At 69.1% G+C, this 20,610-nt stretch carries 18 protein-coding genes and 1 pseudogene; 12 read left to right on the plus strand and 7 right to left on the minus strand.

The features are described from left to right. The first annotated feature begins 75 nt into the window (after nt 1-75). Nucleotides 76-609, plus strand: a complete 534-nt coding sequence (locus ACVBEQ_RS03020) for a hypothetical protein (RefSeq protein WP_447151944.1) — start codon at nt 76-78, stop codon at nt 607-609. Beyond that, nucleotides 606-1,142, plus strand: coding sequence for a ferritin-like domain-containing protein (locus tag ACVBEQ_RS03025; RefSeq protein ID WP_447151945.1), 537 nt, complete (start codon nt 606-608; stop codon nt 1,140-1,142). Before ACVBEQ_RS03020 ends, ACVBEQ_RS03025 begins: the two co-directional genes overlap by 4 nt. Before the next feature lie 11 nt (nt 1,143-1,153). Here ACVBEQ_RS03025 and ACVBEQ_RS03030 read toward each other — a convergent pair whose 3' ends face one another. Continuing rightward, a complete protein-coding gene (locus ACVBEQ_RS03030; RefSeq protein WP_447151946.1) occupies nt 1,154-2,938 on the minus strand; it encodes a proline--tRNA ligase in 1,785 nt (594 codons plus the stop codon). Nucleotides 2,939-3,104: 166 nt separating this feature from the next. Further along, nucleotides 3,105-4,064 carry a GNAT family N-acetyltransferase gene (locus ACVBEQ_RS03035; protein ID WP_447151947.1) on the minus strand — a complete coding sequence of 320 codons (960 nt, stop codon included), beginning with the start codon at nt 4,062-4,064 and terminating at the stop codon, nt 3,105-3,107. Between the two features lie 187 nt (nt 4,065-4,251). Between ACVBEQ_RS03035 and ACVBEQ_RS03040 the strand changes: the two genes are divergently transcribed. The 4 genes and pseudogenes from ACVBEQ_RS03040 to ACVBEQ_RS03055 form a co-directional block, all read left to right on the plus strand. Beyond that, nucleotides 4,252-4,680, plus strand: a complete 429-nt coding sequence (locus tag ACVBEQ_RS03040) for a pyridoxamine 5'-phosphate oxidase family protein (RefSeq protein ID WP_447151948.1) — start codon at nt 4,252-4,254, stop codon at nt 4,678-4,680. A gap of 267 nt (nt 4,681-4,947) precedes the next feature. Next, on the plus strand, nt 4,948-5,706 hold the full coding sequence (locus ACVBEQ_RS03045; protein ID WP_447151949.1) for a hypothetical protein: 759 nt from the start codon (nt 4,948-4,950) through the stop codon (nt 5,704-5,706). Nucleotides 5,707-6,134: 428 nt separating this feature from the next. Further along, complete coding sequence (locus tag ACVBEQ_RS03050; protein ID WP_447151950.1) at nt 6,135-7,316, plus strand: acetyl-CoA C-acyltransferase family protein; 1,182 nt, start codon at nt 6,135-6,137, stop codon at nt 7,314-7,316. A 28-nt stretch (nt 7,317-7,344) separates the two neighbouring features. Then, nucleotides 7,345-7,815 (plus strand): annotated as a pseudogene (locus tag ACVBEQ_RS03055) (acetyl-CoA C-acetyltransferase); the annotation flags it as partial. Between the two features lie 36 nt (nt 7,816-7,851). Here the strand turns inward: ACVBEQ_RS03055 and ACVBEQ_RS03060 are convergent. Both ACVBEQ_RS03060 and ACVBEQ_RS03065 read right to left on the minus strand, forming a co-directional pair. Then, complete coding sequence (locus ACVBEQ_RS03060) at nt 7,852-8,727, minus strand: SDR family NAD(P)-dependent oxidoreductase (protein ID WP_447151951.1); 876 nt, start codon at nt 8,725-8,727, stop codon at nt 7,852-7,854. Continuing rightward, a complete protein-coding gene (locus ACVBEQ_RS03065) occupies nt 8,724-10,259 on the minus strand; it encodes a flavin-containing monooxygenase (RefSeq protein WP_447151952.1) in 1,536 nt (511 codons plus the stop codon). Before ACVBEQ_RS03065 ends, ACVBEQ_RS03060 begins: the two co-directional genes overlap by 4 nt. A 260-nt stretch (nt 10,260-10,519) precedes the next feature. On the opposite strand from ACVBEQ_RS03065, the gene ACVBEQ_RS03070 reads away from it, so the two are divergent. The 6 genes from ACVBEQ_RS03070 (at nt 10,520) to ACVBEQ_RS03095 (ending at nt 17,840) form a co-directional block, all read left to right on the plus strand. Continuing rightward, entirely contained in the window at nt 10,520-11,584 is a 1,065-nt protein-coding gene (locus ACVBEQ_RS03070) for a serine protein kinase RIO (RefSeq protein WP_447151953.1), read from the plus strand. Nucleotides 11,585-11,740: 156 nt separating this feature from the next. After that, complete coding sequence (locus ACVBEQ_RS03075; protein ID WP_447152172.1) at nt 11,741-12,283, plus strand: YbhB/YbcL family Raf kinase inhibitor-like protein; 543 nt, start codon at nt 11,741-11,743, stop codon at nt 12,281-12,283. A gap of 20 nt (nt 12,284-12,303) precedes the next feature. Further along, entirely contained in the window at nt 12,304-13,722 is a 1,419-nt protein-coding gene (locus ACVBEQ_RS03080) for a mycothione reductase (RefSeq protein ID WP_447151954.1), read from the plus strand. Nucleotides 13,723-13,873: 151 nt separating this feature from the next. Then, entirely contained in the window at nt 13,874-15,049 is a 1,176-nt protein-coding gene (locus tag ACVBEQ_RS03085) for an iron ABC transporter substrate-binding protein (RefSeq protein WP_447151955.1), read from the plus strand. A 38-nt stretch (nt 15,050-15,087) separates the two neighbouring features. After that, nucleotides 15,088-16,698: an ABC transporter permease gene (locus ACVBEQ_RS03090; protein WP_447151956.1), complete on the plus strand. Its 1,611-nt coding sequence runs from the start codon at nt 15,088-15,090 to the stop codon at nt 16,696-16,698. Further along, complete coding sequence (locus tag ACVBEQ_RS03095) at nt 16,695-17,840, plus strand: ABC transporter ATP-binding protein (protein ID WP_447151957.1); 1,146 nt, start codon at nt 16,695-16,697, stop codon at nt 17,838-17,840. Before ACVBEQ_RS03090 ends, ACVBEQ_RS03095 begins: the two co-directional genes overlap by 4 nt. Before the next feature lie 84 nt (nt 17,841-17,924). On the opposite strand, the gene ACVBEQ_RS03100 is transcribed toward ACVBEQ_RS03095, so the two are convergent. The 3 genes from ACVBEQ_RS03100 to ACVBEQ_RS03110 all read right to left on the minus strand — a co-directional run bounded on the left by ACVBEQ_RS03100 (nt 17,925) and on the right by ACVBEQ_RS03110 (nt 20,555). After that, nucleotides 17,925-18,443, minus strand: a complete 519-nt coding sequence (locus ACVBEQ_RS03100) for a hypothetical protein (RefSeq protein ID WP_447151958.1) — start codon at nt 18,441-18,443, stop codon at nt 17,925-17,927. A gap of 123 nt (nt 18,444-18,566) precedes the next feature. Continuing rightward, the gene (locus ACVBEQ_RS03105) at nt 18,567-19,691 is read right to left on the minus strand and encodes a BTAD domain-containing putative transcriptional regulator (protein WP_447151959.1); all 1,125 of its coding nucleotides are present in this window, start codon (nt 19,689-19,691) and stop codon (nt 18,567-18,569) included. Between the two features lie 54 nt (nt 19,692-19,745). Next, nucleotides 19,746-20,555: an MEDS domain-containing protein gene (locus ACVBEQ_RS03110; protein WP_447151960.1), complete on the minus strand. Its 810-nt coding sequence runs from the start codon at nt 20,553-20,555 to the stop codon at nt 19,746-19,748. Nucleotides 20,556-20,610 lie beyond the last annotated feature (55 nt).

A 20,610-nucleotide genomic window follows, 5' to 3' on the forward strand; every position in this document is an offset into this window, starting at 1 on the left:
AGGTCAACCGGCGAACCCGGGCGGCACCCGGCGTCGGCGCGACCGACGTGGTGGTCGGCCTGTCATGATGGCCGGGTGGGAACAGGTCCGGGCGCGCCGATGTCGCGACGCACGTTTTTCGCCGGAGTCGGCGTTGTCGGAGCGACGGCGGTGCTCGCCGGATGCAGCTACTTCGGTTCGGACGAGCCCGCGGCACCGACCGTCGAGCTGACGCCGGCCGCACTCGATCCGATCAACGGCCTGATCGCCACCACCCGCCTGCACCTGCTGCGGCTGGATGCGGCGATCGCCGCGGACAAGGCCGATGCGGCCCGCCTCAAGCCCCTGCGCGACGACCGGCAGGCGCAGCTGACGGCGCTGGAAAAGGAGTACGCGCGGGTCAACCCGTCGGACCCGGGCGCGAGCGCCGTTCCGAGCCAGGCGTCGCCGACCATCGGCGCCGTGACCCTGCCCGAAGAGCCGGAGGAGATCATTTCCGCAGTGCGAGGCGACGCCGCCACCGCTCAGGTGCAGTTCACCGACGCGATCTCGTCGGCCACCCGGTACCGGGCCGCGCTGTACGGCTCGATCGCGGCGTCACTGGCGAGCCATCGGGCGGTGCTCGCATGACCAGCCCCGCCCCCGACAGTTCGACACCCACGCCCGGTAGTGAGGGTGCTAGCAGCGCGCCCGCCGGGACGCCGCAGCCCAGCGCAGCTCCACCAGGCCCGCTGTCGCCGGACGCGCTGGAGGCGCTGCAGTCCGCGCTGGCCGCCGAGCAGGCAGCGGTGTGGGCCTACGGCCTAGTCGCGGCCTACGCGCGGGAGCAGGCGGACATGATCACCGAGGCACGGTCCGGGCACCTGCTCCGGCGGGACGCGACCACCGCCCGGTTGATCGACGGTGGTGCGACCGCACCGGAACCGGCTGCGGCGTACCAGGTCTCGGTCGATGTCAAGGATCCGGCGTCGGCCCTGAAGCTCGCGATGGACATCGAGACGGACGCCGCGGCGGCCTGGCGGGTCGTCATCGGATCGACCGATGACGCCGAGTTGCGCGGGTTCGCGCTGACCGGCCTGTCCGACGCGGCGGTCCGGCTGGCGATGTGGAAGCAGGTCGCCGGCGTGAAGCCGACGACCGTCCCGTTTCCCGGCCAGGAGTAGCGCCGGTCCGCTCAGGCCTGCCGCTCCCGCAGATGGCCGGTCCGGACCACAGTGACGACCTCGCCGGCCACCTCGGCCAGCGAGATCTCCCGCCGGTCACCGGTGAACCGATCGCGGAACTCGACGACACCGGTCGCGACGCCGCGGCCGACGACCACGATCGTCGGCACCCCGAGGAGTTCGGCATCGGTCAGCTTCACGCCCACCGAGGCGGTGCGGTCGTCGAGCATCACCGAGATCCCGACGGCGTCGAGCGCCCGGGCGAGGTCCTCGCCGGCATCGATGATCTCCTGCGTCTTGCCGGCGATCACCACGTGCACATCGGCCGGCGACAGCTCGCGCGGCCAGATGAGACCCCTTTCGTCGTGCGAGTTCTCGGCCACCGCGGCGACGGCCCTTGACACCCCGACGCCGTACGAGCCCATCGTGACGGTGACCAGCTTGCCGTTCACGTCGAGCACCTTCAGGTCCAGTGCCTCGGCGTACTTGCGGCCCAGCTGGAAGATGTGCCCCATCTCGATGCCGCGGGCGCTGACCAGCGCGTGGCCGCACAGCGGGCAGGCGTCCCCGTCGAGGACCTCGGCCGCCTGGATGGTGCCGTCGGCGGTGAAATCGCGGCCGGCGACCAGCCCCAGGACGTGCCGACCGGGCTCGTTGGCCCCGGTCACCCAGGCCGATCCGGGCGCGACCCGCGGGTCGAGCAGGTAACGGATGCCCGATGCCCGCTCGACGCCCAGCACGTCGGGACCGATGTAGCCCTTGACCAGCGCCCGATTGGCCGCGAAGTGCGTCTCGGTGAACGGCTCGATCTCGGCCGGCGCGACCTGCGCCTCCAGCCGCTTGGGATCGACCTCCCGGTCGCCCGGCAGGCCGATCGCGAGCGGTTCGGTGCTGCCGTCGGGGTGACGCAACAGGACCAGCACGTTCTTCAGCGTGTCGCCCGCCACCCACGGCCGGTCGGCCCGCGGGAACCGCTCGTTGAGCAGCGTCACCAGGGTGTCGATGGTCGGCGTGTCAGGGGTGTCCTCGACGTGCGCGGCCGCGAGTCCGGTGGCATCGATCGGTGCGGCCGCCGGGACCACGACCGCTTCGACGTTGGCAGCGAAATCGCAGTTCGTACACCTGACGTAGGTGTCCTCGCCGACCTCCGAGTCGGCAAGGAACTCCTCCGAGGCGGAGCCGCCCATCGCCCCCGACAGCGCCGCCACGATCACGTACCGCAGACCCAGTCGCTCGAAGATCCGGATGTAGGCGTCCCGGTGGCGCAGGTACGACGCCTCCAACCCGGCGTCGTCAAGATCGAAGGAGTACGAGTCCTTCATCACGAACTCCCGGCCGCGCAGGATGCCGGCCCTCGGCCGCGCCTCGTCCCGGTACTTCGTCTGGATCTGGTACAGCGCCAGCGGCAGTCCCTTGTAGGACGAGCAGATGTCCTTCACCAGCAGGGTGAACATCTCCTCGTGGGTGGGCCCGAGCAGGTAGTCACCGCCCTTGCGGTCCTTGAGCCGGAAGATGTTGTCGCCGTACTCCTTCCAGCGCCCGGTCGCCTCGTACGGCTCGCGCGGCAGCAACGCGGGGAAGTGCACCTCCTGGGCGCCGATGCCGTCCATCTCCTCGCGAACGATGCGCTCGACGTTGCGCAGCACCCGGTAACCGAGCGGCAGCCAGCTGTAGATGCCGGGGGCCGCCCGGCGGATGTACCCGGCGCGCACCAGCAGCCGGTGGCTCGGCACCTCGGCGTCCGCCGGATCCTCCCGCAGGGTGCGAAGGAACAGCGTGGACAAGCGTGTGATCACCGCGGTACTCCCTGGAGCTCGGACATTCGAAGCGCCCGCCACGTGCTCCACCTGGAAGCGCGGACAGACCGTGGCCACCGTGCAGCAGCGCCGGTCAGCCTAGTGGAGTGTGCCCGGCGGCCGGACGGGTCGCAGCGACTCCCTTTCCCGTCGGGGTTCGCCGCCCTCAGAACCGTTTGCCCACCACCATGCCGCGGTCCGCCACGGCGAATCCGAGCCGCTCGTAGAGCCGGCCGGCGCCGGTCGGCGAATCGGCGTCGACACCCAACTCCGCCTGGCGGTAGCCATCGGCGGCCATGCTCTCGAGGGTCCTGCCGATGAGTGCGGCGGCAATACCGCGGCCCCGGGCCCGGCGAAGGGTGCCGATCCGGGCGAGGTATCCGGTGCGGAAGCCGCGGAGCTCGGTGTCACCGTCGAACTCCGAGTTCAGCGCGAATCCGACGATCTCGCCGCCGATCACGGCGACCCACGAGTGAGCCGGCCGGAACGACGACGAGCCGGAGAATTCGGCTCGCCACCTGGGCAGGTCCATCGGGGTGGAACCCCAATGATCGGCGAACGACTCGTTCGAGGCGCTCAACAGCTCTTCCTCGTCCGACGCCTCGTACCGGCGGATCGTGACGCCGGGCGGCTCGGGAACCACCGGCAGCGACCCGTCGAAGTTGCGCAGCATCCGGAAGAAGTAGCGCCACGTCTCGTACCCGGACGAGGCCAGCAGCCTCCTGGCCCCCTGGCGGGTCTCGTCGACCCAGACTTTCAGCTCACCGGGAAGATCCGGCGCGTCACGGGCGCGATCGCGGGCGGCCATCGCCTCCAGATCACCGATGATCCGGCGGCCGATGCCCCGGCCCGTGTAGTCCGGCAGGACCCCGCCAACCAGAACAGCCTTCCAACTCGCGGCGGGCACACTCACCGTCAGGAGGCCGTATCCGACCAGGTCCGACCCGTCGAACACGCCGACACTGGAACTTTCCAGGTCGACCGACGGAGCGGTGAGCTGCTCGAGCACATCAGTCTCGGTGGTCAACTCGTCAACGGGTTCGGCGCGTTCGATGGCGGCATGCAGCGCCGCGATCGCGGCGGCGTCGGCCGTCGTCAGCGCTCTCTGGGTCAAGGTGGTTGCCACCCCGTGCACGCTAATGCGAGGCAGGTACCGGAGGCGACGGGATAAACCCGGGTCCAGGGACCGCAGCCGGGTCGTTCGACCCTGGTGCTCCGGTCCACCGGCCACTCACAGTGGTTTGCGGGCAACGACTTCGCTCACCAAGGGCGACATTGGCATGCCGGAGTCCGCATCGGAAGGGATCTGGAAGATGTCAACACGGCAATTGGATCGTTCGGGCCTGGGTGTCCTCACCGTCGAGGAATGCATCGACCGGCTCCGCACCGCCCGGGTCGGCCGGCTCGCCTTCTTCGACCAGGGCGAACCGATGATCCTGCCGGTCAGCCACGGCATGGACGGCAACGCGGTCGTGTTCCGGACGGCACCGGGCTCGAAGTTGTTGATCGCGGAGAACGAGATGCCGGTCGCGTTCGAAGCGGACGGCATCGACGCGGACCGCCGGGCCGGCTGGAGCGTGGTCGTCCGCGGTATCGCCCGGACGGTCGAGGCACGCGCCGATATCGCCCGATTGGCCCTGCTCGGTGTGTGGCCGTGGGCCGATATGGCCGAACGGAACCATTGGATCAGGATCTCGCCGACCTCGGTCACCGGCAGGGTGGTCATCCACCCGGCCTGGTGATCCACCCGGGTCGCCCTGCCAGTGCCCCACCCGTGCCGCCGCGCAGCAGAACCGCCCGCGCCGGGGCGTTGCCCTGCGTGTTCCCCCTATTCGGTTTTCTCGTCACCGATTTCTGTGAGGACGGTGACAGGCGCCGATCCAGCTGGTTAGCTGAGCGTCAGCTAACCTGCTAATCAGCGCGCCGGCCAGCAGGAGCGGCGCAACCACCGACCTGCACGGCAACGATCGGGGGAACGAGTGGCGTCACGAAGCGGTTCGACAGGGTCGGTGGCTTTCGCGCCGCGCCGGAACGGCAGACCCGTTGGCGGACAGGCGCTGTCGTCCCACGGCCGGACGGCGACAACGCCCGCGGCCGATGTGGACGCCGCTCTGCGGGCGATGCCCTCGCACGGCTGGCGGATCGGCTGGACCGGTCGGCGCGATCGCGCTCTGCTCGTGCTGTCCCAGATGGCCGGCCTGACCTACCAGAGCATCGCCGAGCTGACCGTCGGCGACATCTCCATCGAGCACGGCGTTGCCATCGTCCGCACCCCGGGTGGCACGACGACGCTCCGCCGCGCCGATGACGTCGTGATCTGCGGACCGTGCGCGCTCGCACGGTGGATCCACGCGCTCGATCTCACCGCGCTGTACCCGACCGGGCAGGTCGCGGCAGCCATCATCGCCAGGGCCGCTCCGCTGACGTCGCGCTCGCCGCATCTGTGCGAGGGCCGCCTCGAGGTCGCCGGAGCCACCAGGCTGATGCCGGTGCTCCCGACGACCGACGCCTGGGGCCCGCACACCGTGATCGCCGGCCCGGGGACGACACCGGCGCTGGAGCCGGCCACGAACCCGAGCGGCTACATCAGGGCGACCGCGGCTTCGACGACCCTGCCGACACAGGATCCCGACCGTGCCCCGCGGCTCGCCCTGCGACTGTCGCGATACCCGGCCGACGGCGCTCCTGCGGCCAACTGCGATCCCAGCCACACTCTTCGGGAGCGGACCCTGCGACTCCTCGGGCAGTCGGCCGAACAGACGCGATAGGCCTCTGATGGGCTCCCTTTCCGGCCATGACGGCCGATCCCGACGGGCCGTCGGGCGACGCGCTCCGCCACGTCGGTGAGGTTCCCCAGCACAGAAATGCGCCCGGCGAAAACCGCCTATTTGTCTGGATCGTGCGTGTGACCACCGTCACCGTCACTGCCGGAGCCCGTTAACTCCGTCACAGCTAGCCTGCTGGAGAAAGCACCGCGGGTGGGCATTCTCGGGCCACACGGACCCGGACCCACGGGCCCTTTGCCCCTATCTCGCGCCAGCTCTTCGGCAGCAGGCTAAGTCGCGCCCGTCGACCGGACGCGGCCACCGATCAGATTTGCGGCGTGTTTGGAGGCATCGAAAACATGCGGGAGGCTTTTGAATACTGTGGATTTTAGCCTTCCATCCCGGCATTTCAATTTAAATTAGGAGATCCCATGAGTAAGGATGTTGTCGTTCTGAGCGCAGTGCGTTCTGCCATTGGTACTTTTGGCGGTGCACTGTCCAACATGGAGCCTCCGGAACTTGCCGGAATGGTGATGAAAGAGGCGATCGCCCTCTCAGACGTTGATGCCAGTTTGATTGGCAATGCTGTGGTGGGCACCTGCGTCCCGACAGACGGGCGTTATGCCTACGTGTCGCGCGTGGCATCCATTCAGGCTGGCATGCCGATGGACTCTATTGCCATGCAGGTCAGCCGTCTTTGCTCCTCAGGTCTGCAAGGCATCTTGACCGCAGCTCAGAACATCATGCTGGGTGATTTTGACTACAGCATCGGCGGCGGCGTTGAAGTCATGTCGCGCGGTGCTTACACGCTGCCAGCCATGCGTTCAGGTGCACGCATGGGCGACACCAAATCCATCGACCTGATGGTGGCCATCCTGACTGACCCGTTTGGTGCGGGTCACATGGGCATCACGGCTGAAAACCTCGCCACCAAGTGGAATATCTCGCGCGAAGAGCAAGATGCCCTGGCTTGCGAGTCGCACCGTCGCGCCTCAGTCGCCATCGCCGAAGGCCGTTTCAAGTCACAAATCGTGCCGATCGTCCAGTCAACCCGCAAGGGTGACGTGGTTTTTGACACCGACGAGCACGTCAAAGGCAACACCACCATGGAGACCCTGGCCAAGATGAGGCCAGCGTTCAAGAAGGATGGAACAGTAACCGCCGGCAACGCGTCGGGCATCAACGACGGTGCGGCCTTCTTCGTGCTGGCTTCCGCCGATGTGGCAGCCAAGGCTGGCCAACAACCAATGGCCCGCATCGTGTCTTATGCGGTGACCGGTGTACCCAATGACATCATGGGCGAAGGCCCGATCTCGGCGACCAAACTGGCGCTCAAGAAAGCTGGTCTGACGCTTGATCAGTTGGATGTGATTGAAGCCAATGAAGCCTTTGCTGCGCAGGCGATTGCTGTCAGCAAGGCACTTGGCCTGGATCCGGCCAAGACCAACGTGAATGGTGGTGCCATCGCGCTGGGTCACCCCATCGGCTGCTCAGGCGCTTTCATCGCGACAAAAGCGTTGCACGAGTTGGAGCGCGTCGGCGGCAAATATGCGCTGGCCACCATGTGCATCGGCGGCGGTCAGGGCATTGCGGTGATCTTCGAGCGGCTGTGAGTTTGCCCGGTGCTTGTGCGGTGTTGTACTGAGCGCAGGCAACGCCTCGCAGATCTCCGACGGTGCGGCGGCCGTGGTTCTGATGTCGAAGGACGAGGCGGAGCGTCGCGGCCTCGAGTGGATCGCCGAGATCACCGCCTACGGCTCGATCGCCGGGCCCGACTCCTCGCTGCAGGACAAGCCCGCCCGGGCCATCGCGCACGCCTGCGAGAAGATCGGCATCACGCCGCAGGATCTCGATCTGATCGAGATCAACGAGGCCTTCGCCGCGGTCGGTCTGGCGTCCGAGCGTGAGCTCGGCGTGGACGGGGACAAGGTCAACGTCAACGGCGGCGCCATCTCCATGGGCCACCCGGTCGGCATGTCCGGCACCCGCATCACGCTGCACCTGGCGCTCGAGCTGCAGCGTCGTGGCGGCGGCCGGGGTGCTGCCGCACTGTGCGGCGGTAGCGGCCAGGGTGACGCCATCCTGATCACCGTGCCGAAGACCAAGGCCTGAGCTCACCGGCACTGACCATCGACAGCGTCCGGCGGATCACTCCGCCGGGCGCTGTCGGCTGTCCTGGCCGGTTTCGCTGCGGCTCGGCGGGGACGGCGAACGACGTGCCGTGATCGTCGCCGTGAGCCGTTGCCAGGCCCGGGGACTCAGCCCGCCGACAAGGCGCATGGCCCAGGCGTCGGCGCCGACGAGCACCCTGGGCCGGCCGCGGGCGGCCCCGCGCAGGATCACCTCGGCGGCTCGTTCCGGCGAGGTGCGGGCCAGCCTCCGCTCGAAGATCTCCACCGAACCCGCGGGGTCGTCGCCTTCGTTGACAGTGCCGTTGCGGGCGATGGCCGTCGCCACCCCGCCGGGGTGCACACAGGTCACCGTCACCGGGTGCCCCGCGGCGAGCATCTCGACACGGATCGACTCGGTGAACCCGCGAACGGCGAACTTCGCGGCGACATACGCGCTCTGGCCCGGGAACGGAACCAACCCGAACACACTGGAGATGTTGACCAGCGTGCCGCGCCCGGACGCGATCAGCTGCGGCAGAAACACTTTAGTGCCGTTGAGCACACCGTCCAGGTCCACCGATAGCACCCGGTCGATGTCGGCGAAGGACATCCCGGTGAACTGTCCGCCGTGCGCGACACCGGCATTGTTGATCAGCACCGACACCCCGCCGGCATCAGCCGCCAGGGCGTCCGCGTAGCGGGTCATCGCGGACCGATCGGTGACATCCAGGCGGTCCACCGCGATGACGTCGCCCAGCCGCCGTGCCAGGTCGGCCGTCGCGGCCAGTCCCTCCTCGTCCACATCCGAGATCGCCACCCTCGCACCGTCGGTCGCCAACCGGCAGGCCAGCGCCCGGCCGATCCCGGAACCGGCGCCGGTGACCACGGCGACCCTGCCGGCGAACGGGCTCATCCGGACGCCGACCCGGTGCCGACCAACGACGGTTCCTGCTGCCGGGTCGAGCGCACGTCAGCGTCGGGCCGGGGCGTGCTGCGGTAGGCGTGCAGGTCGAACCGGCGGGTGAGCGCACGGAAGGCGAGCGCGAATCCCGGCCACAGCGACGTGTTCCGACCCCGGCGGTCCAGATACCAACTCGCACAACCGGTGGTCCACACGGTCCTTCGCATGCGCCGCTGCACCGTGCGGTTGAAGTTGTCCTGCGCGCTGCGCCGCACCTCGACGGTCGCCAACCGGTAACGGTCCATCGCCCGCAGCGCATCGAGCAGGTAGTTCAGCTGCGATTCGATCATGTAGATCAGTGACATGTTCCCGGTGCCGGTATTCGGCCCGACCAGCGAGAACAGATTCGGGAAGCCGGCGACCGTGCTGCCCTTGTAGGCCTCCTGGCCCGATGTGCGCCACTGCTCCCCCAGGGTGCGCCCGTCGGCCCCGGTGATCAGGTCGGCCGCGGGGCTGTCGGTGGCCCGGAAACCCGTTGCCACCACGATGACGTCGACCTCGTAGCGCTGCCCGTCGGCGGTCACGATGCCGTCTTCGGTGACCGCCTCGATGGCCTCGGTGACCAGTGCGACGTTCTCCCGGGCGAGCGCCGGGTAGTAGGTGGTCGAAAAGAGGATGCGCTTACAGCCGAGGTGGAAACGTGGTGTCAGTCGTTCCCGCAGTGCGGGGTCGGCGATCTGATCCCGCAGCAACGCGCTGCCCTGCCGGGCGGCGACATCGAGAAGCCGCGGGAAGTAACTGAATCCGAGCGACGTCGCCTCGAAACGAGCGAAGATCAGTCCACGGCGCAGCCGCTGATATCCCGGGATCCGCCGGAATGCTGTCTGCTGCCGCCCCGTGAACCGGTGGTTGCTCCTCGGCAGGATCCACGGCGCCGTCCGCTGGAACACGTCGAGATGACCGACGGTAGGGGCGATCTCGGGAATCACCTGGATGGCCGACGCGCCGGTGCCGATCACGCCGACTCTTTTGCCGGCGAGGTCGATGTCGCGGTCCCAGCGGGCGGTGTGGAACAGCTCGCCCCCGAACCGCTCGATGCCGGGCAGCGCGGGCATCCTCGGCTCGCTCAGCCCACCGAATGCCGTCACCAGGATGTCTGCGGTGAATGCGCCCCGGGCCGTCCGCACGAGCCAGCGGCAGGTGTCGGGATCCCAACGGGCAGAGCGCATGTCGCAATCGAAGAGATGCCGGTCGAGGGTGTCCGATTCCTCGGCGGTGCGCCGCAGATAGTCCAGGATCTCGGGCTGCGGTGGGTATTCCCGGGACCAGTCGGGGTTGAGGGCGAACGAGAACGAGTACAGCTGCGAGGGCACGTCGCAGGCTGCGCCCGGGTAGGCGTTATCCCGCCAGGTGCCGCCGACCTCGCTCCCCCGTTCGATCACCAGGAAGTCCCGCATGCCTGCCCGGTCGAGGCGGATGGCCGCACCCAGGCCGGCGAAACCGCTGCCCACGATCAGCACCCTGACCTGCCTCGGCTGCTGCATGCCGACAGGCTAGTCCGGGCGGAAACGCCCGCAGCGGCGGCCGGACGGCGGAAATCCGGTTGCGCACGGGGCCGTCGCGCCGGACGCTGATAGCAGTCGCCGACAGGGCTGACGACCACCACCGGCAGAAGGGGGAGACGACATGACCGCGGTTGCTGTGCTGTGCCACCACCAGCCGACCATCCCCCCTCACCCGGGTCTTCACTGACTCATCGCCGACGTCGGTGCAGCCGGGTGCCATCCGCCCAGGAGAACCCGAAGTGCCACGTTTCCGCCTCACCGGCATCACCAGCGAACACACCGACCACGACAGCGATATCGACGACCTGCACGACGCTTTCGACGACAAGCGGACCCCACGACGCCGACGGCCGACCACCGACAGCGGCCCGCGGGTCGTTGCGCAGGGCAAGTCCGGTCGTGCCGTCGTCGAGATCGATTCCCCGGTCGACCGGGCCGACGAGTTCGGCGGTGCCGCGTCCGTTGACGGTTCAGCCGTTGACGGTTCAGCCGTTGACGGTTCAGCCGTTGACGGTTCAGCCGCCGACGGCGCAACCGACACGGGCAGCCCGTATTCCAGCTACGACGTGGCCACCCACGGACCCGATCCGGTCCCGGACTGGCTGGTCACCTCACTGTCCGCGCTCGACACCCGGCTCGGCACCATCAAGTCGGGCAAGGAGGCCGACGTCGCGCTGCTGGACCGGTCGCTGCCCGGCGGGCCCGGCTGCCTGCTCGCGGTCAAGACCTTCCGCAGCGCGGAACACCGGATGTTCCACCGGGACGCCGGCTACCTGGAGGGCCGCCGGGTACGACGGTCCCGGGAAACCCGGGCGATGGCCGCCCGTACCGGGTTCGGCCGGGAACTGCTGGCGGGTCAGTGGGCCGCGTCCGAGTTCGCCGCGTTGTCGTCCATCTGGAAGGCCGGGGCCAGGGTTCCCTACCCGGTCCAGTTGATCGGCTCCGAGGTGATGATGGAGTTCATCGGCGAGCCGGACGGCAGTGCCGCACCGAGGCTCGCCGCGTACGACGCCGACACCGCGGAGTTCACCGATCTCTGGCACGACCTGGTGGCGAGCCTCGAGGTGCTGGCCGAATCCGGTGTCACCCACGGCGACCTCTCGCCGTACAACGTGCTCGTCGACGAGCAGGGGTGCGTGCTGATCGACCTCCCGCAGGTGGTGGATCTGGTGGCCAATCCGCAGGGCCTGGACTTCCTGGACCGGGACTGCCGGAACATCGCGGAGTTCTTCGCCCGGCGCGGCGTGCTGGCCGCGGACGCCGAGACGCTGGCGCTGCACCTGGCCGGACTTGCCGTCCCTTGAGCGGGTGAACCGGCCCGGGCTGACGTGCACGGGCTGACAGGCCGGGCTGACTGGCTCGGGCTGACAGGCCGGGCTGACAGGCGGCAGCGGAACTCCTGGCGGTAGCGTTCGGCGCGTCACCCGGATGACCGCATGCCGCAGACCGAGAGGAACGCCGTGAGCCTGGACCGCCCCGTCGCCCCGGATCCGTACGACCTGCTCCCGCTGGTCGGTTCCTTCACCGTCACCAGCACGGACGTCACCGACGGCCGAACCATCGATCGTGAGTTCGTCTACGGGCCGGACGACCCCGGCGGGCAGAACCGATCGCCCGCGCTGGCCTGGTCGGGTTTTCCGGATGGCACCCTGTCGTTCGTCGTCAACTGCTTCGATCCCGATGCGCCGACGCCGTCCGGTTTCTGGCACTGGACACTCGTCGACATTCCGGCCGAAGTCACCGAACTCGCCACCGGAGCCGGCAACTCGGCGGCGGCGGTCCCGGCGGGTGCGTTCCACGTCGCCAACGACTTCGGCACCGTCGGCTACGACGGGCCGGCTCCGCCGCAGGGCGACCAGGTGCATCGGTACTACTTCGCGGTCCACGCGGTCGATGTCCCCACGCTGGGGGTCGACGAGTCGGCCGGCCCAACGGTCGTCGCCTTCAACCTCGCCTTCCACACGCTGGCGCGGGCGCTGATCGTGCCGGTCTTCTCGTACTGACCTGCGGCTAGCCTGGGGCAATGCAGCATTTCGACCTGGTGATCGTCGGTGCCGGATCCGGCAACAGCATCGTCGGCAAGGAGTACAGCGGCCTCTCGGTGGCGATCATCGAGTCCGGCCCGTTCGGCGGCACCTGCCTGAACGTCGGCTGCATCCCGACCAAGATGTACGTCTACCCGGCCGACGTCGCGGAGGCGGCGCGGCGGGCCGGCGAGCTGGGCGTGTACGCGAGCATCGACCGGGTCGACTGGCCCGCCATGCGGGACCGGATCTTCGGCCGCATCGACCAGAACTCGGCCGACAGCAAGTCCTTCCGGGAAGGCCCGAAATGGCCGAACCTGACGGTGTTGTCGGGCACGGCGCGGTTCACCGGGCACAAGGCGATGACGGTCGCCCTGCACGGCGGCGGCTCATTGGCGCTCACCGCCGACCGGTTCGTGATCGCCGCCGGCGGGCGGCCGGTGATCCCCGACATCCCCGGCCTCGACGAGGAAGCCATCGGCCGCGGGCTCATCCACACCTCGGACACGATCATGCGGATCGACGACCTGCCGCAGCGACTGGCCGTCATCGGCGGCGGGTACATCGCGGCCGAGTTCGCGCACATCTTCGCCTCACTCGGCACGGCCGTCACCCAACTGGTCCGCGGCTCCCGGCTGCTGCGCCACCACGACCGGGACATCGCCGACACCTTCAGCGCCCTGACGCAGCGGCGCTACGACCTGCGCCGGGATACCGATGTGTGCGGTGTAAAGCCGACCACCGCCGACGGCGACGGGGTGACCCTCTTCGTCGAGGGTCCTTACGGCGAGGCGACCGTCGAGGCCGACATGCTGCTGCTCGCGACGGGTCGGCGACCGAACTCCGACCTGCTCAACGTCCAGGCAACGGGCGTGACGGTGAACGACCAGCATCTCGTCGTCGTCGACGAGTACCAGCAGACCGTGGTGGACGGCATCTACGCGCTGGGCGACATCAGCTCCCCGTACGCGCTCAAGCACGTCGCCAATCACGAGGCCCGGGTGGTGCGGCACAACATCATGCACCCCGACCAGAGGGTCGCCACCGATCACCGTTTCGTCCCCGCCGCGGTCTTCACCGAACCGCAGATCGCCGCTGTCGGCCTGACCGAGGAACAGGCGGAACAGCGCGGGATCGCCTACGTCGTCGGGCGCCGCGACTACGCCGGAACGGCGGCCGGCTGGGCGCGCGAGGACACCAGCGGATTCGTCAAGGTCCTGGCCGACCCGGCCACCGGCCTGCTGCTGGGCGCCCACGTCATCGGACCCGAGGCGGCCACCGTGATCCAGCCGCTGATCCAGGCGATGTCCTTCGGACAGCGCGCGCACGATGTGGCCCGCGGCCAGTACTGGATCCATCCCGCACTGTCCGAAGTGGTCGAGAACGCGCTCCTGGCGCTACCCCGCCCGACGGGCTGAGGGGACCGGACGACAACGATCCGCAGCAAGGCGCCGACGTCAGACCGGATGCGTGGATAGGCTAGCCTTACCTCGCTGACGACCGGTGCCGCTCGAGCGGCTCACCACTCCATCAGGTCGTCACGACCCCCGATCCGCTGGAGGATTTCGCGTGTTCCGTCGTGGCCGTCCGCTCCGAATCGCCGCGTGTGCCGCGGCCGCGCTCGCCCTGCTGAGCGCCTGCGGCTCGGGGGGCTCCGCAAGTTCGTCGAGTTCCCCCGCGACGTCCGCCGCCTCCTCCGGATCCCCAGCGTCAGGATCTGCAGCATCAGGATCGGCAGCCTCCGGATCGGCAGCCTCTGGATCGGCAGCCACTGGCGCCACCAGCGCAGCAGAGGAAGCCGAGCCGACCGGTACCGGCTCCGGCGGGATCGTCGTCTACAACGCGCAGCACGAGAACCTGACCCAGGCGTGGGCCGAAGAGTTCACCAAGGAAACCGGGATCGCCGTCGAGATGCGCAACGGCAGCGACAACGAACTGGCCAACCAGCTGGTCGCAGAGGGCCCGGGCTCACCCGCCGATGTGTTCCTGACGGAGAACTCGCCGGGGATGAACATCGTGGAGAAGGCCGGTCTGTTTGCGCCCGTCGACGCCGCCACCGCCGCGCAGGTCCCCGCGGGCTTCAATCCGTCCACCGGCAACTGGGTCGGCATCGCCGCGCGGTCGACCGTCTTCGTCTACAACACCGACCTGCTGCAGGAGTCGGAACTGCCCGCCTCGATCATGGATCTGCAGGACCCGGCGTGGGCCGGCAAGTGGGCGGCCTCGCCGAGCGGCGCGGACTTCCAGGCGATCGTCAGCGCGATCCTCGACCTGAAGGGCACCGACGCCACAGCGGCGTGGCTGGACGCGATGCAGAGCGGTGCGCGCGCCTACCGCGGCAACGGAACCGTCATGAAGGCCGTCAACGCCGGAGAGATCCCTGGCGGTGTGATCTATCACTACTACTGGTACGGCGATCAGGCGGGAACGGGCGAGAACAGCGACAAGACCAAGCTGCTGTACTGGGGCAACGAGGACCCGGGAGCGTTCGTGAGCGTCTCGGGCGGCGGCATTCTCTCCTCCAGCACGAAACAGGCGGAGGCCCAGCAGTTCCTGAAGTTCATCACCGGGAAAAGCGGTCAGCAGATCGTGGCCGATACGGTCTTCGAGTACCCGATCGGTAGCGACGTCCCGGCCAACCCGGCGCTGAAGCCGATCGACGAGCTGCAGCCGCCGACCATCGACCCGGCCGGGCTGAACGGTCCGGAGGTCACCGACTTGATGACGCAGGCAGGTCTCATCTGAGCAACAGCACGCGCGACGACCCGATCGCCGCCGGCCCGGTGCCGGACGATCGGGTCGTCGTCGTCTCGTCTTCCGGCACCGCAGTCCGCCCGCCGCCGCGAGAGCCCGGCCTGCCGGCCCGGTTGCGGCCGGAGCGATCCACCTTCCCGCCGGCCCTGCTGGTGGTGATCGCCGTCGCGGTCACCGTGCTCTGCCTGATCCCGCTCGGTTTCATCCTCTTCTCCACCGTCACCGCCGGGTGGGACACCGTCCGCAAGCTGATCTTCCGGCCCCGGGTCGGCGACCTGCTGGTCAACACGGGCCTGCTGGTGCTGCTCTCCTGCACCGCCACCGCGGTGCTCGGCACCGCCGCCGCCTATCTGGTCGAGCGTCTGCAGGTTGCCGGTTCCCGGATCTGGAGCGCGCTGCTCGTGGCGCCCCTGGCCATCCCGGCGTTCGTCACCAGTTACGGCTGGGTGTCGGTGTTCCCCGGCATCGACGGCCTGTTCGGCGCCACCCTGATCATGACGCTGGCGTACTTCCCGTTCGTCTACCTGCCCGTCGCGGCCGCCCTTCGCGGACTCGACCCGGCCTGGGAGGAACAGGCCCGGACCCTGGGACTGCGCCCCGCCGCGGTGTTCGTCCGGGTGGTCCTGCCGCAACTGCGGCCGGCGATCCTGGGCGGCGCACTGCTGGTCGGGCTGCACTGCCTGTCCGAGTTCGGCGCGTTCAGCATGCTCCGGTTCGCGACCTTCACCACGGCCATCTACGACCAGTACTCCTCCAGCTTCGCGAGCACCGCCGCCAACATGCTGGCTGTCGTGCTGGTGGCGTGCTGCCTGATCCTGGTGGCCGCCGAGACCGGGCTGGCGGGCCGCGCACGGCAGGCCCGGGTCGGCGCGGGTGTTGCCAGAAAACCGGAACGGCCGCGCCTGGGCTTGGGTCAGTTGCCGGCGGTCGGCTTCTTGATCCTGCTGATCGGTGCGGCACTCGCGGTACCGCTGTCCAGCGTCGCCTACTGGTTGGGGCGCGGGAGCGATTCGTGGGGGCAGGCTCTGTCGACGTCCCTGACGACCATCACGCTGGCGGGCGCGGGCGCCGTGGCCACCGTTCTGCTTGGCTTCCCCGTCGCCTACCTGGCGGTCCGCTACCGAGGCCGGGCCACCGTCATGCTGGAGCGGCTGACCTACGTCTCCGGGGCGCTGCCGTCGATCGTGGTGGCGCTGGCGCTGATCACCGTGACGATCCGCTTCGCCCGGCCGGTCTACCAGAGCGTCATCACGCTGATCGCGGCGTATGTGCTGCTCTTCCTGCCGAGGGCGATGGTCACCCTGCGCGCTGCCCTGCTGCAGGCACCGCCGGAACTGGAGGACGCCTCCCGCGCCCTCGGCGTCGGGCCGCTGCAGACGCTCCGCAGGGTGGTGCTGCCACTCGCCGCTCCCGGCATCTTCTCCGCGGCCGCGCTGGTGTTCATCGCCGGCGCCACCGAACTGACGGCGACACTGCTGCTGTCGCCCACCGGCACCACGACGCTGGCGACCCGGTTCTGGAGTCTGGCCAGCGGCATCGACTACGTGAACGCAGCGCCGTACGCGGCGATGATGATTCTCATCTCGGCCCCCGTCACCTACCTGTTGCTGCAGCAGTCCCGTAGGGTGCGTGGCCGATGAGCACGCAGCAGGCCGCCCCGCTCCCCACCGGGCAGCGGCCGGAAACCGCCCCGGTGAACGCCCTGACGGTGGCCGGCGTCCACAAGTCGTTCAACGGGGTGCCGGTGCTGCGGGGCGTCGGTCTGGACGTCGCCGACGGTGGCATCACCGCCATTCTCGGGCCCTCCGGATGCGGGAAGACGACGCTGCTGCGGCTGGTCGCCGGCTTCCTGCGGCCGGACGCCGGGTCGATCCACATCTCCGGTCAGCAGGTCAGCGGACCGGCCGGTCACGTCCCGCCGGAGGAACGGCGGCTGGGTTACCTGGCGCAGGAAGGCGCGTTGTTCCCGCACCTGTCCGTGGCGCAGAACATCGCGTTCGGCCTTCCCCGCCGGGAACGGAAGGACCGCGCACGGCTGTACCGGCTGCTCCAACTGGTCAGTCTGGACCGGGCCCTGGCCGACCGTTTCCCGCACGAACTCTCCGGCGGGCAACAGCAGCGCGTCGCGCTCGCCCGGACGCTGGCGCCAGAGCCGCGGCTGGTGCTGCTCGACGAGCCGTTCTCCGCCCTCGACGCCTCGCTGCGGACCGAGACACGGTCGCTGGTGGCAGCCGCACTCGCCGCCGCCGGGGTGACCACGCTGCTGGTCACCCACGACCAGGCGGAGGCACTGTCGTTCGCCGACCAGATCGCCATCATGCGGTCCGGTGTGCTGGCCCAGGTCGGCGATCCGCGCCAGGTGTACGACGAGCCGGTCGACCTGCCGACAGCCGAGTTCATCGGCGACACCTGCACCGTCCCGGGGTTCGTCGCCGGTTCGGCGGCGCACGGCCCGCTCGGTGATCTCGCCATCAGGCACCCGGTCGGCGCCGACCGCTTCGACGGTCCGGCGCTGCTGATGCTCCGACCGGAACAGTTGCAGATCCGCACCGAACCACCGGCCGGTACGCCCGGCGTCCGGGCCGTCGTGTCGTCGGTGGAGTACTTCGGGCACGACTGCGTCGTCACCGCGGAATTGCCCGGCGACCCGCAGACACCGGGAACCAGCGTCACCTGCCGATTGCTGGGCGGCGAGCGGTTGGCGGCCGGTTCCACGGTGGCGATCTCGGTCTCGGGCGCCGCCCTGGCCTACCCGATGAAGCCCGCACCCGGCACCGGCTGAGCCGCCACCTATCTGACCGCAGGCGCACGCGGAGGATCCCCGTCCGGCGCGAGGGCCGAACGGGGATCTCGATCTGAATCAGAGTCAGCTCGCCAGGGCCAGATCGTTGCCCATGTAACAGAAGTCGGACGTCTCCGAGTACTCGTAGTCGTAGTACTGCTCGTAGGTCTCGATGTATTCGCCGGAGAAGTCGTAGTCGACGCCGTTCCACTGAGCGTACGCGACATAGACCATGTAGTAACCGGTCTCGAAGGTCAGGTCGGCGACGTTGAAGGTCGAGTCGTAGTTGGCCTCGACCCAGAGGTCGTCGGTCACCCATTCCTCGGTGGTGGCGTCGTACACCCAGATCTGCGCATAGCTGCCGTCCTCGTAGTCCGAGTTGACGGTGAACAGCAGGGCGTCTCCACCGCATTCCACCGTGCTGGTGAAGTACGCGTCACCGGCGTAGGTGTCCGCGTGTGCCGTCGCGGCGGAGCCCGCGACGGCGAACCCGATCAGCATCGCGGCGGTGGCGACGATGATGCCGGTGATCTGCCGCAGCAGCCGGCGCGTGCGCGAGGCGGTGTTCTTCGATGCGGTGTTCTTCTGAGCGGTGCTGAACATGATGTCCTCCAGGGGATCGGGGTGATGGGCCGCTGGGACAAAGGTGCGCCCCGGCCCTGAAAGGACCCCAAAACCCGGCTGAAACCCCGCTGACGGCGCTGTCCGCCCGCTGGAATTCGGCTGCTATTCCTCCAGCCGGAAGGTCATCCGGGTGCCGCCGATCTGGATGACGTCACCGTCCCGGAGCACGTGGCTGTCCAGCACCCGGTCCCCGCCGACCAGGATGCCATTGGTGGACCGCAGATCGTTGACCGCGAATCCGTTCGGCAGCGGCGCCACCACCGCGTGGTACCTGCTGACCTTGCTGCCCTCGATCACCATGTCGTTGTCGTCCATCCGGCCGATCCGCAATCCGCGGGACGGGACCGGATACGACTTCCCGGACGGCAGCAGCACACTCGCCCGGCTGAGCACCACCGCGGTGTCGCTGACGGTTCGCTGCATGGCCGGCGTCGGCGCTGGTGGCGCCGGATCGAGTGACTCCTGGCGCAGGATCCGTCCCTCGAGTTGTTGCAGCGCCGGACTGGGGTCGATGCCCAGTTCGTCGCCGAGCAGCTCACGGATCCGCCGGCTGGCATCCAGCGCGTCGGCCTGCCGGCCGAGCCGGTACAGGGCGGTGATCAGCTGGATCCAGAACGGCTCGCGCAACGGGTGCCGGCCGGTCAGTGCGGTGAGCTCGCCGACGACGGCGGAATCCAGTCCCCGGTGCAGGTCTGCCTCGATCCGGCTCTGCAACGCGACCAGGCGCTCCTCGTCGACGGCCGCGGCGAAGTCGTTCGCGAACCGGAGCCCCTGCAGGTCGGCCAACGCCGAGCCGGTCCACTCCGCCAGCGCGGCGCCCAGGGTGGCGGACGCTTCCGCATACCTCTGCGCCCGGAGCAGCTCGTTGCCCGCCGCGACCCCGCGGGTGAACCGCCCGTAGTCCAGACAGCTGTCGTCGACGAGCATGCGGTATCCCGGCGCCTGGGTCGTCACCACCGCCTGGGACTCGATCCCGGCTGCGCGCAGCGAACGCCGGAGGGTGGAGATGTACACCTGCAGGATTGCCTGATAGGTGTCCGGGCTGTTGCCGTCCCAGATGGAGTCGGCGATGGCTGCCGACGGCACGACCCGGTTGCGGTTGATGAGCAGAACCGCCAGCACCCCTTTGGGTTTCCCGCCCGGCATCGGTTGCGCAGACCCGTCGACCAGGATCTCCAGGGGCCCGAGGATGCGGAAGTCGACCTCGGACGGCGGGGTGTCGATCACCCGGGAAGGGTATCGGCGAGCCGATGTCCCCCGCCCAGCCTCACCCCGGTCGGCTCACTCGGGCCGGTCCCCCGGCTCGCCCGCTGCGCGCCGAGCGGCGATCAGCCCGGCAAGCCGGCGGACGAGGTCGTTCGGGCGGCGCAACCGGAGACCGCCGCTGATTCCCGTCAAAAGCGCGTGCAGCCCTGCCGGATCCACGTACCGCAGGGACGCCGCGTCGACGTTCCGATGGCCGGCGGCAGCGGCCGCGGCGACGACACCCAGTGCCTCGGCATGGTTCTGCGGACTCCACCGGCCCGCGAGCCGCAACCACCCCGGGTACGGGCGGGTGATCCGCAGGGCGCCGTCGTCGTACTCGGCCGAATCCTGCACCTCGTGGTCGTGCAACTCCCGCACCCGGTCGACCTGCTCGGCCGCCAGCCCGGACTTCTCGTACGCGCAGAACACCGTCAGTGGAACGCTTTTCACCAGCAGGCCAAGGGTCCGTTCGTGCGGGCCGACACCCGAACCCGGATAGATGCCGCCCAGCCGCAGGCCGTTGAATCCCTCGTCCAAGGCCTGCTGGATCTGGTCGGTCAGCAGCCCGGCGAGGTGCGCGGCCGGTAACTCGAGCAGTTCGCGCGAGGCCTCCGCCGGCATGACCAGCAACTGCCCGGACGCCGTCGGCGGAGCCGGATCCACACCATCCTCGTGCAGCCGGCGGAGCAGGGCGTTTGCCTGGTCGACGCGCAGTCCGTCGATGATCAGCTTCTCGTGATCACCGAGGCCGTCGCCGACGAAGGTGGACAGTGCCTCCCAGCCCTGTTCCGCCGTGGACAGGATGGTGCAGCCGTGCCACCGGGACGCCATCGCCTGCGCCGACATGCCGAGTATCGACCCCCTCCCGCCGACTGACCGCGGACGCTACCCGGACTCGGGT

This window comes from Nakamurella sp. GG22 (genome assembly GCF_052976845.2).